This is a genomic window from Pseudomonas sp. 58(2021), assembly GCF_017491585.1.
Lineage (GTDB): Bacteria > Pseudomonadota > Gammaproteobacteria > Pseudomonadales > Pseudomonadaceae > Aquipseudomonas > Aquipseudomonas fluorescens_BT.
This window is the reverse complement of record NZ_JAFGYZ010000011.1, coordinates 69,277-83,553: the sequence shown is the minus strand read 5'-3', so window position 1 is coordinate 83,553 and position 14,277 is coordinate 69,277. Positions and strand designations below refer to the sequence as shown.

Annotated in this window: 16 protein-coding genes; 12 read left to right on the top strand and 4 right to left on the bottom strand. The window is 61.4% G+C overall.

Going from position 1 to position 14,277, the window contains the following annotated elements:
- Positions 1-33: 33 nt before the first annotated feature.
- Positions 34-801 carry a hydroxyacylglutathione hydrolase gene (gene gloB / locus J5M72_RS14535; protein WP_207866022.1) on the bottom strand — a complete coding sequence of 256 codons (768 nt, stop codon included), beginning with the start codon at positions 799-801 and terminating at the stop codon, positions 34-36.
- Positions 802-866: 65 nt separating this feature from the next.
- Here gloB and J5M72_RS14530 point away from each other — a divergent pair, with 65 nt between their 5' ends.
- The 5 genes from J5M72_RS14530 (at position 867) to J5M72_RS14510 (ending at position 6,056) form a co-directional block, all read left to right on the top strand.
- Positions 867-1,625: a methyltransferase domain-containing protein gene (locus J5M72_RS14530; RefSeq protein ID WP_085708596.1), complete on the top strand. Its 759-nt coding sequence runs from the start codon at positions 867-869 to the stop codon at positions 1,623-1,625.
- Between the two features lie 90 nt (positions 1,626-1,715).
- Positions 1,716-2,177 carry a ribonuclease HI gene (gene rnhA, locus J5M72_RS14525; RefSeq protein ID WP_003224162.1) on the top strand — a complete coding sequence of 154 codons (462 nt, stop codon included), beginning with the start codon at positions 1,716-1,718 and terminating at the stop codon, positions 2,175-2,177.
- 82 nt (positions 2,178-2,259) lie between these two features.
- Complete coding sequence (gene dnaQ, locus J5M72_RS14520) at positions 2,260-3,018, top strand: DNA polymerase III subunit epsilon (RefSeq protein WP_169429903.1); 759 nt, start codon at positions 2,260-2,262, stop codon at positions 3,016-3,018.
- A gap of 153 nt (positions 3,019-3,171) precedes the next feature.
- A complete protein-coding gene (locus J5M72_RS14515) occupies positions 3,172-5,427 on the top strand; it encodes an Orn/Lys/Arg decarboxylase N-terminal domain-containing protein (RefSeq protein ID WP_207866020.1) in 2,256 nt (751 codons plus the stop codon).
- A gap of 14 nt (positions 5,428-5,441) precedes the next feature.
- Positions 5,442-6,056 carry a GNAT family N-acetyltransferase gene (locus J5M72_RS14510; RefSeq protein WP_207866019.1) on the top strand — a complete coding sequence of 205 codons (615 nt, stop codon included), beginning with the start codon at positions 5,442-5,444 and terminating at the stop codon, positions 6,054-6,056.
- Here J5M72_RS14510 and J5M72_RS14505 read toward each other — a convergent pair.
- Together J5M72_RS14505 and J5M72_RS14500 are read right to left on the bottom strand one after the other, a co-directional pair.
- Positions 6,022-6,915, bottom strand: a complete 894-nt coding sequence (locus tag J5M72_RS14505; RefSeq protein ID WP_207866017.1) for a LysR family transcriptional regulator — start codon at positions 6,913-6,915, stop codon at positions 6,022-6,024. The two genes, J5M72_RS14510 and J5M72_RS14505, sit on opposite strands and share 35 nt — an antisense overlap.
- 85 nt (positions 6,916-7,000) lie before the next feature.
- On the bottom strand, positions 7,001-7,237 hold the full coding sequence (locus J5M72_RS14500) for a hypothetical protein (RefSeq protein ID WP_169429907.1): 237 nt from the start codon (positions 7,235-7,237) through the stop codon (positions 7,001-7,003).
- A 186-nt stretch (positions 7,238-7,423) separates the two neighbouring features.
- Here J5M72_RS14500 and J5M72_RS14495 point away from each other — a divergent pair, with 186 nt between their 5' ends.
- A complete protein-coding gene (locus J5M72_RS14495) occupies positions 7,424-7,981 on the top strand; it encodes an NADPH-dependent FMN reductase (RefSeq protein ID WP_114882292.1) in 558 nt (185 codons plus the stop codon).
- A 99-nt stretch (positions 7,982-8,080) separates the two neighbouring features.
- Positions 8,081-9,364, top strand: a complete 1,284-nt coding sequence (locus J5M72_RS14490) for an arsenic transporter (protein ID WP_207866015.1) — start codon at positions 8,081-8,083, stop codon at positions 9,362-9,364.
- Here the strand turns inward: J5M72_RS14490 and J5M72_RS14485 are convergent.
- Entirely contained in the window at positions 9,361-10,311 is a 951-nt protein-coding gene (locus J5M72_RS14485; protein ID WP_207866013.1) for a DUF1853 family protein, read from the bottom strand. The genes J5M72_RS14490 and J5M72_RS14485 overlap by 4 nt on opposite strands.
- A 114-nt stretch (positions 10,312-10,425) precedes the next feature.
- Between J5M72_RS14485 and J5M72_RS14480 the strand changes: the two genes are divergently transcribed.
- From J5M72_RS14480 to J5M72_RS14460, 5 genes are read left to right on the top strand one after another with little or no spacing between them, the layout of a single operon-like run.
- The gene (locus tag J5M72_RS14480) at positions 10,426-11,316 is read left to right on the top strand and encodes an NAD(+) kinase (protein ID WP_011333623.1); all 891 of its coding nucleotides are present in this window, start codon (positions 10,426-10,428) and stop codon (positions 11,314-11,316) included.
- The gene (locus tag J5M72_RS14475) at positions 11,313-12,287 is read left to right on the top strand and encodes a metallophosphoesterase (RefSeq protein ID WP_169432621.1); all 975 of its coding nucleotides are present in this window, start codon (positions 11,313-11,315) and stop codon (positions 12,285-12,287) included. The genes J5M72_RS14480 and J5M72_RS14475 overlap by 4 nt, the downstream gene beginning before the upstream one ends.
- Positions 12,284-13,153 (top strand): rhomboid family intramembrane serine protease, encoded by an 870-nt coding sequence (locus tag J5M72_RS14470; protein WP_169429910.1) that lies wholly within the window; start codon positions 12,284-12,286, stop codon positions 13,151-13,153. The genes J5M72_RS14475 and J5M72_RS14470 overlap by 4 nt, the downstream gene beginning before the upstream one ends.
- Positions 13,154-13,182: 29 nt before the next feature.
- Positions 13,183-13,443 (top strand): DUF1315 family protein, encoded by a 261-nt coding sequence (locus J5M72_RS14465; RefSeq protein WP_085686493.1) that lies wholly within the window; start codon positions 13,183-13,185, stop codon positions 13,441-13,443.
- Positions 13,440-14,270, top strand: a complete 831-nt coding sequence (locus J5M72_RS14460) for a DUF2797 domain-containing protein (RefSeq protein WP_207866011.1) — start codon at positions 13,440-13,442, stop codon at positions 14,268-14,270. Before J5M72_RS14465 ends, J5M72_RS14460 begins: the two co-directional genes overlap by 4 nt.
- Positions 14,271-14,277: the final 7 nt, after the last annotated feature.

The window sequence follows — 14,277 nt, the reverse complement described above, 5'->3', positions numbered from 1 at the left end:
CACTCACGGTTTTTGTACCCAGTGGTGAGCGGCTTAGAACTTATCTTTCCAAGCCCGCAGAGCCGCAAAAACCTCACTCGGCGCCCGGTTTTGAGCGCCGTTCCGTTCGTCCACTTTTTGTGTAACTAATGTTTCACCGGTACGCAGAAACGGGTTTGTGAGCTTTTCCAGTGCGATGGTCGAGGGCAGGGTCATGACCCCGTTCTGCCGTTGCCGGGTGACTTTTTCCAGACGGGTGACAATGTCCGGGTTGCCCGGCTCCACGGCGGCGGCGAATTTCAGGTTGCTCAGGGTGTATTCGTGAGTGCAGTAGACCAGAGTGTCTTCCGGCAGCGCCGCCAGACGACCAAGGGAATGATGCATCTGCTCCGGTGTGCCTTCGAACAGCCGGCCGCAACCGGCGGCGAACAGAGTGTCGCCGCAGAACAGCAGGCCGTGATGGTAATAGGCGATGTGCCCCAGGGTGTGGCCGGGGACGGCGTAGACCTCGAAGTCCCAGCCGAGCACACGCACCTTGTCGTTGTCCTTGAGCGCGATGTCCCGCCCCGGGATGCTTTCGCTGGCCGGACCGTAGACGGTGGCTCCAGTGGCTTTCTTGAGCGCCTCGACGCCACCGACATGGTCGTGGTGATGGTGGGTGATCAGAATGTCGCTCAGCACCCAGCCCGGATGCGCGTCGAGCCACGCCTGTACGGGGGCGGCATCTCCCGGATCGACCACCGCGCAACGTTGGGTGGCATGATCCTGTAACAACCAGATGTAGTTGTCGGTGAAGGCGGGCAGGGCACTGATCTGTATCATCTTCGGATTCGCCAAGCGGGTAACATTGGCGCATCTTAGAGGTTCCTGGCGTGTTGGAGAATGCAATGATCGATAAAGCGTTCGCTCAGGCCGATCCTGACTGGCTGGCCCTGATCGGGGCGGCCCGTGAATGGCTGTCCGGCCCCCTCGGGCAATTTCTGCTGGACGAAGAGCGGCGCATGCTCGAAGACGAGCTCGGCCGGTTCTTCGGCGGCTATCTGGTGCATTACGGTCCGTCCGCCGAAACGCCGCCGTCGGCGCCACAGGTGCAGCGCAACGTACGCCTCGGTGCGCCGTTGCCCGGCGTCGAGATCGTCTGCGAAGAGCAGGCCTGGCCGTTGAGCGAGCACGCCGCCGACGTGGTGGTGTTGCAGCACGGTCTGGATTTCTGCCTGTCGCCCCATGGCTTGCTGCGTGAGGCGGCCAGCAGCGTGCGCCCCGGCGGACACCTGCTGATCGTCGGGATCAATCCCTGGAGCACCTGGGGCTTGCGCCATGTGTTCGCTCACGACGCGTTGCACCAGGCCCGCTGCATCTCGCCGTCGCGGGTCGCCGACTGGCTCAACCTGCTGGGCTTCGCGCTGGAGAAACGCCGCTTCGGGTGCTATCGTCCGCCGCTCGCGTCACCCAAGTGGCAGGCCCGTCTGGCCGGCTGGGAACGCAAGGCCGGCGACTGGCAACTGGCGGGCGGCGGTTTCTATCTGTTGGTCGCGCGCAAGATCGTGGTCGGCCTGCGTCCGGTGCGCCAGGAGCGCCGCGAGCCGATGGGCAAGCTGATTCCGCTGCCGATGGCCAAGGTCAATCGTCGCCGTATCGAACCGTAAACCTTCTTTTATTGTGGCCGGGTTTGTCCCGGCCCTGGCCGTCGTCGATCCTTGATCGGCGAGGCCACGCATTTTTCTGGATAGATTGGCATGAGCGAAAGCGTCGATAGCGTAGAACTGTTCACTGATGGCGCCTGCAAAGGCAATCCCGGCCCGGGCGGCTGGGGAGCCTTGCTGGTGTGCAAGGGCGTCGAAAAGGAACTGTGGGGCGGCGAGGCCAACACCACCAACAATCGCATGGAACTGCTCGGCGCGATCCGTGGCCTGGAAGCCCTCAAGCGTCCATGCGAAGTGCTGCTGGTAACCGACTCGCAATACGTGATGAAAGGCATCAACGAGTGGATGGCCAACTGGAAGAAGCGCGGCTGGAAAACCGCTGCCAAGGAGCCAGTCAAAAACGCCGATCTGTGGAAAGAGCTCGACGAGCAGGTCAACCGCCACAAGGTCACCTGGAAATGGGTGCGCGGCCACATCGGCCACCACGGCAACGAGCGTGCCGACCAGTTGGCCAACCGCGGGGTGGATGAGGTTCGCGGTTACAAGCAGAGCTGAGTCCTTACCACTGAAACCCTCCCGGCGAGCGTGTTAACATCGCCGCTTTTGCACGATTGACCCCGTTGAGAGCTGAACACTGATGGCCACCAGATCCGTTGTACTCGATACCGAAACCACCGGCATGCCGGTGACCGATGGTCACCGGATCATTGAAATCGGTTGCGTCGAACTGATCGGTCGGCGTCTGACGGGGCGGCACTTTCACGTCTACCTGCAGCCGGATCGCGAAAGTGACGAAGGCGCGATCGGCGTCCACGGTATTACCAACGAATTTCTCGTCGGCAAGCCGCGCTTCGCCGAAGTGGCCGACGAATTCTTCGAGTTCATCAACGGCGCGCAACTGATCATCCATAACGCGGCGTTCGACGTTGGCTTCATCAACAACGAATTCGCCCTGATGGGCCAGCAGGATCGCGCGGACATCACGCAGCACTGCACGATCCTCGATACCCTGATGATGGCCCGGGAACGTCACCCGGGTCAGCGCAACAGCCTCGATGCCTTGTGCAAACGCTACGGCGTCGACAACTCCGGCCGTGAGCTTCACGGCGCATTGCTCGACTCGGAGATTCTCGCCGACGTCTACCTGACCATGACCGGTGGCCAGACCAGCCTGTCGCTGGCCGGCAATGCTTCCGACGGCAATGGCACGGGCGAGGGCGCGGACAACTCCGCCACCGAAATCCGCCGTCTGCCGGCGGATCGCCAGCCGGGGCGGATCATTCGCGCTACCGAAGCCGAGCTGGCTGAACACCAGGCGCGCCTGGAAATCATCGCCAAGTCGGCCGGCGCCCCGGCGCTGTGGACACAGTTGCTGGAAGCCGAAGCTCAGGCGTAAGGCACAAAAGGATCGTCCGGACACCAAAGCCGTGTCCGGACGATCCTTTTTTTGTCAGTACTGACAACTGGCCACCCTCGCCACATCGGCTCCGACCCTCTACCCTGAGGACATTGGCAGATCACTCTCCGCCGCCTCAGGACACTGAGCCCCATGTACAAAGATCTGAAGTTCCCGGTGTTGATCGTCCACCGCGACATCAAGGCCGACACGGTTGCCGGCGAACGCATTCGCGGCATTGCCCGTGAACTTGAGCAGGAAGGTTTCAGCATCGTTTCGGCCACGGACTACACCGAGGGCCGGCTGGTGGCGTCGACCCACCATGGTCTGGCGTGCATGTTGATCGCCGCCGAAGATGCCAGCACCCATTCCCATTTGTTACAGAACATGGCCGAACTGATCGGCCTGGCTCGTGTGCGGGCGCCGGATCTGCCAATCTTCGCCCTCGGCGAGCAGGTCACCCTGGAAAACGCCCCGGCCGATGCCATGGCCGAATTGAATCAGTTGCGCGGCATCCTTTATCTGTTCGAAGACACCGTACCGTTTCTGGCCCGGCAGGTTGCACGGGCGGCGCGTAAATATCTGGACGGGCTGCTGCCGCCGTTCTTCAAGGCGCTGGTGCAGCACACCGCAGATTCCAACTATTCCTGGCACACCCCGGGTCATGGCGGCGGGGTGGCGTATCACAAGAGCCCGGTGGGGCAGGCGTTTCATCAGTTCTTCGGGGAAAATACTCTACGTTCGGATTTGTCGGTGTCGGTGCCGGAGCTGGGTTCGCTGCTCGATCACACCGGGCCGCTGGCTGAAGCGGAAGCGCGTGCGGCGCGCAATTTCGGCGCCGATCACACCTTTTTCGTGATCAATGGCACCTCGACCGCCAACAAAATCGTCTGGCACTCGATGGTCGGGCGCGATGATCTGGTGCTGGTGGATCGCAACTGCCACAAGTCGGTGTTGCACGCGATCATCATGACTGGCGCGATTCCTCTCTATCTGTGCCCTGAACGCAACGAGCTGGGCATTATCGGGCCGATTCCGCTGAGCGAGTTCAGCCGCGAATCGATCCAGGCCAAGATCGACGCGAGCCCGCTAACCAAGGGCCGGGAGCCGAAAGTCAAACTGGCCGTGGTGACCAACTCCACTTACGACGGCCTCTGCTACAACGCCGAACTGATCAAGCAGAGCCTGGGCAACAGCGTCGAAGTCTTGCACTTCGACGAAGCCTGGTACGCCTACGCGGCGTTTCACGAATTCTTTGCCGGACGCTACGGCATGGCCACCTCGCGCAGCGCCGACAGCCCGCTGGTGTTCACCACCCATTCCACTCACAAACTGCTGGCGGCGTTCAGCCAGGCTTCAATGATTCATGTGCAGGACGGCGGCGCGCGTCAGCTGGATCGCGACCGGTTCAACGAAGCGTTCATGATGCATATCTCGACATCGCCGCAGTACAGCATCATCGCTTCGCTGGACGTGGCCTCGGCCATGATGGAAGGCCCGGCCGGGCGTTCGCTGTTGCAGGAAACCTTCGATGAAGCCCTGAGCTTTCGCCGGGCACTGGCCAATCTGCGGCAACACATCGATGCCAATGACTGGTGGTTTTCGATCTGGCAGCCGCCGGGTGTCGAGGGCATCGACCGGGTGCAGACCGAAGACTGGCTGCTGAAGCCCGAGGCGGACTGGCATGGTTTCGGCGAGGTCAGCGACGACTACGTACTGCTCGATCCAATCAAGGTCACCCTGGTGATGCCAGGCCTGACCGCCGGCGGCGCGCTGAGCGACAAGGGCATTCCGGCGGCGGTGGTCAGCCGTTTCCTCTGGGAGCGCGGGCTGGTGGTGGAGAAAACCGGGCTGTATTCGTTCCTGGTGCTGTTCTCCATGGGTATCACCAAGGGCAAGTGGAGCACGCTGCTGACCGAACTGCTGGAGTTCAAGCGCAACTACGACGCCAACGTCAGCCTCGATGCCTGCCTGAAGTGTGTCGCCCAGGAAGATCCTGTGCGGTATCGCGGCATGGGCCTGCGCGATCTCTGCGATCAACTCCACGCCTGCTACCGCAGCAATGCCACCGCCAGACACCTCAGACGCATGTACACCGTGCTGCCGGAAATCGCCATGAAACCGGCTCAAGCCTATGATCAACTGGTGCGCGGCGAAGTCGAGGCGGTGCCGATCGATGAGCTGGAGGGGCGTGTCGCGGCGGTGATGCTGGTGCCTTATCCGCCGGGGATTCCGTTGATCATGCCCGGCGAACGCTTCACAGAATCCACCCGGTCGATCATCGATTACCTGAAGTTTGCCCGCACGTTCGATGCGAGTTTTCCGGGTTTCGTGATCGATGTGCACGGACTGCAACACGAAGACGAGGGCAATGGACGGCATTACACCGTCGATTGCGTCAAGGAATGAGGGCGTTTCCCAGTATGCAACCGGTCATGAATCCAAAATACCCAGGGCTGTCGGTGCGCGTTGCCGACGACGGCTTTGCCGCCTATATCTGGGGCAGCGATTTCAGCTTCGAGGTCGCCGCCTATGGCGCGGCCGAAATCGGCAAGCCCGTCGCGCAGTGGGGCGTGACGCCCATCGTGCCGTATCGCAAGTGCTACGGCATCGATCCCGAAGAATTCAGCAGTTTTCGCGATGCGCCCGACAGTGCGATCTTCATGGCCTGGCTGGAAGATCAGCCGGTGGGGCATCTGGTGATCAGTACCAACTGGAACGGTTTCGCCCATATCGATGAGCTGGCGGTGCATGCGCCGGCACGGCGCCATGGTGTTGCCAAGGCGTTGCTGGAGGTGGCGCAGTTCTGGAGCCGCAAGAAAAAACTGCCGGGGATCATGCTCGAGACCCAGAACAACAACCTCGGCGCCTGTCGCTTGTATGAGCGCTGCGGTTATGTGATCGGTGGCATCGACCATCTGCGTTATCGCGGTATTGACCCCAATACCGCCGAGGTGGCGTTGTTCTGGTATCGACTGTTCGATAATCCGCTGGAAAGCCCGATCAGCTCGCCAGCATCGCCGCGGCTTGTTCCGTGACGATACTCAGCAATGTCTGGACTGCCGATGTCGGCGGCGCGTGCTTGAAGGTCAGCGCATAAAGGCTGATCGGCACCGCCGGTGACAACGGGCAAGTGTCTATCCCACTGGCCCGGGCACCCAGTGCGGTGAACGGGTCGACGATGGCCAGGCCTTCACCGGCCTCGACCATGCTGCGCATCATCTGATGGGTCTGCACCCGGGTGTGGATGCTCGGTGCCGGGCGCAGTGCCTGAAGTTTGTGTTCCAGCGCCGGGCTCAGCGGGTCCTGACCTTCGAGGCCGACCATCGCCTGACCTGCCAGATCCTGCAGCGAAATGTACTTCTGCTTCGGTTGCAGCCAGCCGTGGGGCGCGAGCAATTGCAGCTTGCCTTGCGCCAGCGGCTGGCAATGGATATCCGGATGTTCGGGATCGTGCAGGCTCAGACCCAGATCGCTTTCGCGCAGCAACAGACTGCGAACGATGTGGCGGGTAGGCTCACTGAGCAGCGTGCAGGGTACGTCCGGCAGGCGTCGGCGCAGTGCAGCGAGACTTTGCGGCAACAACTGCTGTGCCAGCGGCGGGGTGCCGATGATTCGAAGGGGTGGGGCGAGGTATTGCTTGAGACTGCTGGCCAGCCGTTGCACCGGTTCCAGCGCGTCATAAATGTGGGCGATTTCAACTTGCAACGCTCGGGCTTCGGCTGTGGCTTGAAGCCGTCCGCGCACACTGGCGAACAGCATGAACCCCAACTGACTCTCGGCTTCGCGCAGTCGCTCCTCGACATCGCCCGCCGGCAATTGCAGCCATTCGGCGGCGGTGCCCACGTGACCCGTCTGTAAAAGCGCCTGTATCACCTCGATATGACGTAAACGCATGCGTGAAGTCCATGTCCGGCCGTTGGGGTCAGTGGCTGAATCCTACCCCAACTCGGCGCGGATGACTTCTGCTCATAACAATCGGTTATGAAGCGACCGATGGCTCGGGTTCGCGGATCAGGGTGATGCCCGACTGAACCAGCAGAAACTCGTTGTCGTCGATCTTGTTGACGCGGTCGCCAATCGCCAGTTTGTAGGTTGTAACGGGCTCCATGCCGGTGAAACCGTCTGCCGACGGGGTGGATTCCTGGAACTCATGCACGGAATAAACGCGGCCTTCCGCATCTCTTGCATGGAACTGACCGACGAGTACTGCTGCCATCTGCTTAGAACCTCTGGAGATAAAACGCTTGATTTGCGGCTTGGTAGACCGTCATCGAGCTTGGTAAGTTTTCCTACAGGAAAAAAATAATCCGGATGCGGGAAATATCCCTTGTCGTCTGGTGGAATCGTCGCCGGATCATCTATAACTACAGGCTCCTCCCCACGGACAGTCGAGAGTCTTCCCATGAGCAATGTCTATAACGTCGCGGTAGTGGTTGGCAGCCTGCGTAAAGCTTCGATCAATCGCAAGGTCGCGCTGGCGCTGGCGGAACTGGCACCGGCCAACCTCAAGCTGAACATTGTGGAAATTGGCGATCTGCCACTCTATAACGAAGACATTGACGGCGATTCACCGCCGGCAGCCTACAGCACTTTTCGGCAAAAAGTGGCGTCATCCGACGCGGTGCTGTTTGTCACCCCGGAGTACAACCGCTCTGTGCCGGCACCCTTGAAAAATGCGATTGACGTTGGCTCGCGGCCTTATGGCAAGAGTGTCTGGGGCGGCAAACCGGGCGCAGTGATCAGTGTTTCGCCGGGTGCCATCGGCGGTTTTGGCGCCAACCAGCATTTGCGTCAGTCATTCGTTTTCCTCAATGTGCCTTGCATGCAACAACCTGAGGCTTATCTGGGTGGCGCCGGTACGGCGTTCGATGAGTCGGGCAAGCTGAACGAGTCGGTCAAGCCGTTTCTGCAGAGCTTCATCAATGCCTATGGCGAGTGGGTAGCGCAGCACAAGAAGTGATCCACTGATTTTTCTGACAACATAACGAACCTGTGGGAGCTGGCTCCCACAGGTTTTTTTGTGGTCTGATTCTTTCCCTTTTATTGAAGGCTGTCGCGAATGCTTGCTGCTTCATTGATTTTCCTGCTGACCATTACCCTGGTGATCTGGCAACCCAAGGGCCTCGGGGTCGGCTGGAGTGCGACCTTCGGAGCGATTCTGGCGCTGATTTTCGGCGTGGTGCACCTTAGCGATATTCCGCTGGTGTGGCAGATCATCTGGAACGCCACCGGCACTTTCGTGGCGCTTATCATCATCAGTCTGTTGCTCGACGAGGCGGGGTTCTTTGCCTGGGCCGCATTGCACGTGGCGCGATGGGGGCGGGGCAGCGGTCGCAAGCTGTTTGCCTACATGGTGTTGCTCGGCGCACTGGTGTCGGCGTTGTTCGCCAATGACGGCGCGGCGCTGATCCTCACGCCCATCGTGATTTCCATGCTGCTTGCGCTGCGCTTTTCTCCGGCGGCAACCCTGGCGTTTGTCATGGGCGCGGGGTTCATTGCCGACACCGCGAGCCTGCCGCTGGTGGTGTCGAACCTGGTCAACATCGTCTCGGCAGACTTCTTTCACATCGGTTTCAATCGCTATGCGGCGGTGATGGTGCCGGTCAACTTTGTCAGTGTCGCCGCCACGCTGGCGGTGTTGTTGTGGTTTTTCCGACGCGACATTCCGACAGCCTACGACCCTGAACAGCTGGAGCACCCGGAGACGGCGATCCACGACAAGGCCACGTTCTACGCCGGTTGGGCGGTGTTGGTGATCCTGCTGGTGGGTTGTTTTGCCCTGGAACCGCTGGGGATTCCGATCAGCGCCATTTCGACGGTGTGCGCGGCGTTGTTGCTGGGTATCGCCGCTCGGGGGCACAAGATCTCCACGCGCAAAGTGATGAAAGAAGCGCCGTGGCAGATCGTGATTTTCTCCCTGGGCATGTATCTGGTGGTTTACGGTCTGCGCAATGCCGGGCTGACGGATCATCTGGCCGGTTGGCTGGATGTCTTTGCCGGGTATGGCGTGTGGGGCGCGGCCATGGGCACCGGCGTGCTGACGGCATTGTTGTCGTCGATCATGAACAATCTGCCCACGGTGCTGATCGGTCTGCTGTCGATCGATGCCAGTCAGGCGACCGGTGTCGTGAAAGAAGCGATGATCTACGCCAACGTGATCGGCAGTGACCTGGGGCCGAAGATCACCCCGATCGGCAGTCTGGCGACTCTGCTCTGGCTGCATGTGCTGGCACGCAAGGATATCCGGATCGGCTGGGGGTATTACTTCAAGGTCGGGATTGTGCTGACGGTGCCGGTGTTGTTGGTCACGCTGGCCGCGCTGGCGCTGCGGCTGAGCGTCTAACTCTGTCCGGGCACGTTCGGCCACAGATCCGAAACCAGAAACAGCCGCTCGGCCTCTTCCCAGTCGCCCCGGGCATTTTCGGTCAGGCGCACCATCAACTGCGCCGGGGCCAGCGGTTCAAGTTCATCGAACCAGGTACGCAACTGCTGGTGGCTCCAGGCCTGATCAGCCGGGTAATGCGCCGGCGCCAGCCACGCGTGGCGGGGCAGGGGTTGCCAGCGCCCGGCCGGGCGCTGGGCGACAAACGCCGACCAGTCCTTTTGATGCAGCCAGCTGCCGCGCAGATGCTGCGGATGGGCACCGCTCGGCGGTTCGGACTGCCCGGGCCATGGATACAGCAGATAACCGCCCAGCCACAACTGCGCACTGAACGACTCGATATCCAGCGCCGCGAGGGCCTCGCGGCTTTCCGGGCGGGCGGAAATCGGTAGCTGGTGCTCGCTCAGGTGGGCCAGTTTGCGGTCCAGTCGATCATGGCAGCCTGGGCCGAGCCACTGCGCCGGATCGCGGCCGTCACCGTTCTGCGGGCCGAGGTAGAGCTTGATCGCCAGTTCCAGGTGATGCACGCCGTCACGGTCGCGCAGCAGCATGTCCAGTTCACCCAGGGTGTGGCCTTCGCGGCGGATCGGCAGGTTGGCGGCGATCAGTTCGATGCCCGGTGCGTGTTCCACCGCAAACTGCCACAACCGCTCGTAATACAGGCCCAGGCGCCGGGTGCGGGCCTGGGACAGCCATTGCAGCAGATCATAGCTGTCACGATCGAGCCGATGCAGCCAGTGCGCCAGTCGCTCAGGGTCATGCACCCAGTCGCTGCCGGCCAGTGGATGACGTTGCGGCCACGGCGTGGCGTCGAGCATCGGCGGGGCGAGGATCACCCACGCCAGATCGCGCACTTCAGGATGGCGCAATTGGTGGGGCAACTGGAGCAAATCGGGAAATAGGATCATCTTGCGAGCATAGCCTTAAACACAGGCGCACTCTTGGGCTGAAAGGGTTTTGTCTATCCGGCGCTTTCGCCCATAATCGTCGTTTTCGCCGTCGCAGCCCCCCGCAGGAGTCCCATGGAGCAATTTCGTAATATCGGCATCATCGGTCGCCTGGGCAGTTCCCAGGTGCTGGATACCGTCCGCCGACTGAAACGCTTTCTGCTCGATCGTCACCTGCATGTGATCCTCGAAGACACCATCGCCGAAGTCCTGCCCGGCCACGGCCTGCAAACCTCGTCGCGCAAGATGCTCGGCGAAGTCTGCGACATGGTCATCGTCGTCGGCGGTGACGGCAGCCTGCTTGGTGCGGCAAGAGCGCTGGCCAAGCACAACATTCCGGTGCTCGGGATCAACCGTGGCAGCCTCGGCTTTCTCACCGACATCCGCCCCGACGAGCTGGAAATCAAGGTCGCCGAAGTACTCGACGGCCACTATCTGGTGGAAAACCGGTTCCTGCTGCAGGCCGAAGTCCGCCGCCACGCCGAGGCCATCGGCCAGGGCGATGCGCTGAACGACGTGGTGCTGCACCCGGGCAAATCGACGCGGATGATCGAGTTCGAGCTGTACATCGACGGCCAGTTCGTCTGCAGCCAGAAGGCCGACGGCCTGATCGTCGCCACGCCGACCGGTTCTACCGCGTACGCATTGTCGGCCGGTGGCCCGATCATGCATCCCAAGCTCGACGCTATTGTGATTGTGCCGATGTACCCCCATACCTTGTCGGGCAGGCCAATTGTGGTCGATGGCAACAGTGAGCTGAAAATCGTCGTGTCCAAAGATATGCAGATTTACCCGCAAGTCTCCTGCGACGGGCAGAACCACTTCACCTGCGCGCCGGGTGACACCATCACCGTCAGCAAGAAAGCGCAGAAGCTGCGGCTGATCCATCCGCTCGACCACAACTACTACGAAGTCTGCCGGACCAAGCTCGGCTGGGGCAGCAAGTTGGGTGGTGGAGGCGACTGATGCTCGATCCCGCGCGCAGTTATGACTTGATCGGTGACGTGCACGGATGCGCCCTGACCCTGGAACACCTGCTGGACCGACTCGGCTACCACAAGCAGGGCGGGGTCTGGCGGCATCCTTCGCGCATGGCCGTGTTTGTCGGCGACATCATCGACCGTGGCCCGCGGATTCGCGAGGCGCTGCACATCGTCCACGACATGGTCGAGGCCGGTCAGGCGTTGTGCATCATGGGCAACCACGAATTCAACGCGCTGGGCTGGAGCACACCGGCTCCGCCCGGCAGTGGCAAGCAGTTCGTGCGCGAGCACACGCCACGCCATGCCCGTTTGCTGCACGAAACCCTGACCCAGTTCGAAGACCATCCCGGTGACTGGCACGACTTCCAGCAATGGTTCTACCAACTGCCGCTGTTCGTTGATGCCGGACGTTTTCGAGTCGTGCATGCCTGCTGGGATGCCGGCCTGATCGAGCCGTTGCGCGCGCTGTTCCCCGATGGCTGCATCGACGAGCACTTCCTTCAGGCTTCCGCCGTGCCGGGCAGTTTTGCCTGCACGGTGTTCGATCGCCTGCTGCGCGGCACCGACATGCGCCTGCCGGATGGCCTGACCATGACCAGCGGCGACGGTCTGGTGCGTTCGTTCTTCCGCACCAAATTCTGGGAAGACGATCCGCAGACCTACGGTGACATCGTGTTCCAGCCCGACGCCTTGCCGGAGCCGGTGGCGCAGAAGCCGCTGACCTCCAGCGAAAAGAATTCCCTGTTGCGCTACGGCGTCGATGAGCCGTTGCTGTTCGTCGGTCACTACTGGCGCAGCGGCAAACCGGCGCCGATTCGCCCGAACCTCGCGTGCCTGGATTACAGCGCCGTGCTCTACGGCAAACTGGTGGCTTATCGTCTGGATCAGGAAACCCGCCTGGATCCGCATAAATTTGTCTGGGTCGATGTCGAGCGGCCGGAGGTGCTGCGATGAGCGCGGTAGCGGTATTGCGTCTGCCATTGGCGGCGGACCTGAGTGGTTTCGTCAAACTGCTGCAACGCATGCAGGTGCCGCATCGCGTCAGCGAAGAGTCGGGCGAGCAGGTGCTGTGGGTACCGTCGGAAATCAGCGAAGACGTGCGCTCTCTGTACGAACGCTTCCCGGCGGGTGACCCGGATCAGCAACTGGATGTTCCGGTGGCGCCGACCTTCAAGCGGCCGAGCTTCGCCGAGCAACTGAAACACGCCAGGGCCACCGGGTTCATTCTGCTGCTGAGCCTGATCGTCGGCGGGTTGACGTTCCTTGGCGATAACCTCGACACCATGCGTTGGCTGACCTTCCTCGATTTCCGGGTGGTAGGCGACTACATCCACTTCACACCGCTGGCCGACAGCCTGGCGGCAGGGCAGTGGTGGCGCCTGTTCACGCCGATGCTGATCCACTTCGGCATCCTGCACCTGGCCATGAACGGCATGTGGTACTGGGAACTGGGGCGGCGCATCGAGTCGCGCCAGGGCAGTATCAACCTGATCGGCCTGACGCTGCTGTTCAGCCTCGTTTCCAACTATGCGCAGTTTGCCTGGAGCGGTCCCAGCCTGTTTGGCGGCCTGTCCGGCGTGCTTTACGGGCTGCTCGGCCACTGCTGGATCTTCCAGTTGCTGGCACCGAACCCGGCCTATCGTCTGCCCCGCGGCGTGCTGGTGATGATGCTGGTGTGGTTGCTGGTGTGCATGTCCGGGCTGATCTCGATGATCGGTTTCGGCCAGATCGCCAACGCCGCCCACGTCGGCGGGTTACTCATCGGATGCTTCACCGGTTTGTTGGGCGGTTTGTACAACCGCCGTAAACTGGCCGCCTGAATTTTTGAATAAAGAGCACGGAGACCCTGATGTCCTCTTTTAACGATTTGATCAAGAACATCACCCCGGACATCTACCAGAGCCTGAAACTGGCCGTAGAGATCGGCAAATGGTCCGACGGTGGCAAGCTCACCGCCGAACAGCGCGAGCTGTCGCTACAGGCAATGATCGCCTGGGAAATCCAGAACCTGCCTGAAGAAGAGCGCACCGGTTACATGGGCCCGCAGGAATGTGCATCGAAGTCGATCGAAGTGCCGAACATCCTGTTCAAGTCGGACGCCCTCCATTGATCGAGATTGGCCGCGGTGCAATCAGCAAAATGTCGGCGCGCCTGGACGGGCCGAACGTGCAATATGCGTTTCGTCTGGATGACGTCGAGGTGCCGGTCAACCCGTTGATCGGCACGACGGTGCGTCTGGAATACCTGGGGGCGATTCACTGCACCCATTGTGGACGCAAGACCAAGACCAGTTTCAGTCAGGGCTACTGCTACCCGTGCATGACCAGGCTGGCTCAGTGCGACGTGTGCATCATGAGTCCGGAGCGCTGCCATTTCGAGGCCGGCACCTGCCGGGAGCCGGAGTGGGGCGAGAAGTTCTGCATGACCGACCACGTCGTCTACCTGGCCAACTCGTCGGGAATCAAGGTCGGCATCACCCGCGCCACCCAGTTGCCGACCCGCTGGCTCGACCAGGGCGCGAGCCAGGCGCTGCCGATCATGCGTGTCGCCACGCGGCAGCAGTCGGGCTTCGTCGAAGACCTGTTCCGCAGTCAGGTGGCGGACAAGACCAACTGGCGCGCCTTGCTCAAGGGCGACGCGGCGGCGGTGGATCTGGCGCAGGTGCGCGATCAACTGTTCGCCAGTTGCGCCGAAGGCCTGCAAGGCTTGCAGGAACGTTTTGGTCTGCAGGCGATTCAGCCGGTGACCGACGTCGAGCCGCTGGAAATCCGTTACCCGGTCGAGCAGTACCCGGCCAAGATTGTCAGTTTCAACCTGGACAAGAACCCGATTGCCGAAGGCACGCTGCTGGGGATCAAGGGCCAGTACCTGATCTTCGACACCGGCGTGATCAACATTCGCAAGTACACGGCCTATCAGCTCGCCGTGCATCAATAAGGACTTC

Excerpts from the sequence above, each read along its gene's own strand:
- gloB (WP_207866022.1), bottom strand. The coding sequence starts at position 801 with ATGATACAGATCAGTGCCCTGCCCGCCTTCACCGACAACTACATCTGG.
- J5M72_RS14530 (WP_085708596.1), top strand. The coding sequence starts at position 867 with ATGATCGATAAAGCGTTCGCTCAGGCCGATCCTGACTGGCTGGCCCTG.
- rnhA (WP_003224162.1), top strand. The coding sequence starts at position 1,716 with ATGAGCGAAAGCGTCGATAGCGTAGAACTGTTCACTGATGGCGCCTGC.
- dnaQ (WP_169429903.1), top strand. The coding sequence starts at position 2,260 with ATGGCCACCAGATCCGTTGTACTCGATACCGAAACCACCGGCATGCCG.
- J5M72_RS14515 (WP_207866020.1), top strand. The coding sequence starts at position 3,172 with ATGTACAAAGATCTGAAGTTCCCGGTGTTGATCGTCCACCGCGACATC.
- J5M72_RS14510 (WP_207866019.1), top strand. The coding sequence starts at position 5,442 with ATGCAACCGGTCATGAATCCAAAATACCCAGGGCTGTCGGTGCGCGTT.
- J5M72_RS14505 (WP_207866017.1), bottom strand. The coding sequence starts at position 6,915 with ATGCGTTTACGTCATATCGAGGTGATACAGGCGCTTTTACAGACGGGT.
- J5M72_RS14500 (WP_169429907.1), bottom strand. The coding sequence starts at position 7,237 with ATGGCAGCAGTACTCGTCGGTCAGTTCCATGCAAGAGATGCGGAAGGC.
- J5M72_RS14495 (WP_114882292.1), top strand. The coding sequence starts at position 7,424 with ATGAGCAATGTCTATAACGTCGCGGTAGTGGTTGGCAGCCTGCGTAAA.
- J5M72_RS14490 (WP_207866015.1), top strand. The coding sequence starts at position 8,081 with ATGCTTGCTGCTTCATTGATTTTCCTGCTGACCATTACCCTGGTGATC.
- J5M72_RS14485 (WP_207866013.1), bottom strand. The coding sequence starts at position 10,311 with ATGATCCTATTTCCCGATTTGCTCCAGTTGCCCCACCAATTGCGCCAT.
- J5M72_RS14480 (WP_011333623.1), top strand. The coding sequence starts at position 10,426 with ATGGAGCAATTTCGTAATATCGGCATCATCGGTCGCCTGGGCAGTTCC.
- J5M72_RS14470 (WP_169429910.1), top strand. The coding sequence starts at position 12,284 with ATGAGCGCGGTAGCGGTATTGCGTCTGCCATTGGCGGCGGACCTGAGT.
- J5M72_RS14465 (WP_085686493.1), top strand. The coding sequence starts at position 13,183 with ATGTCCTCTTTTAACGATTTGATCAAGAACATCACCCCGGACATCTAC.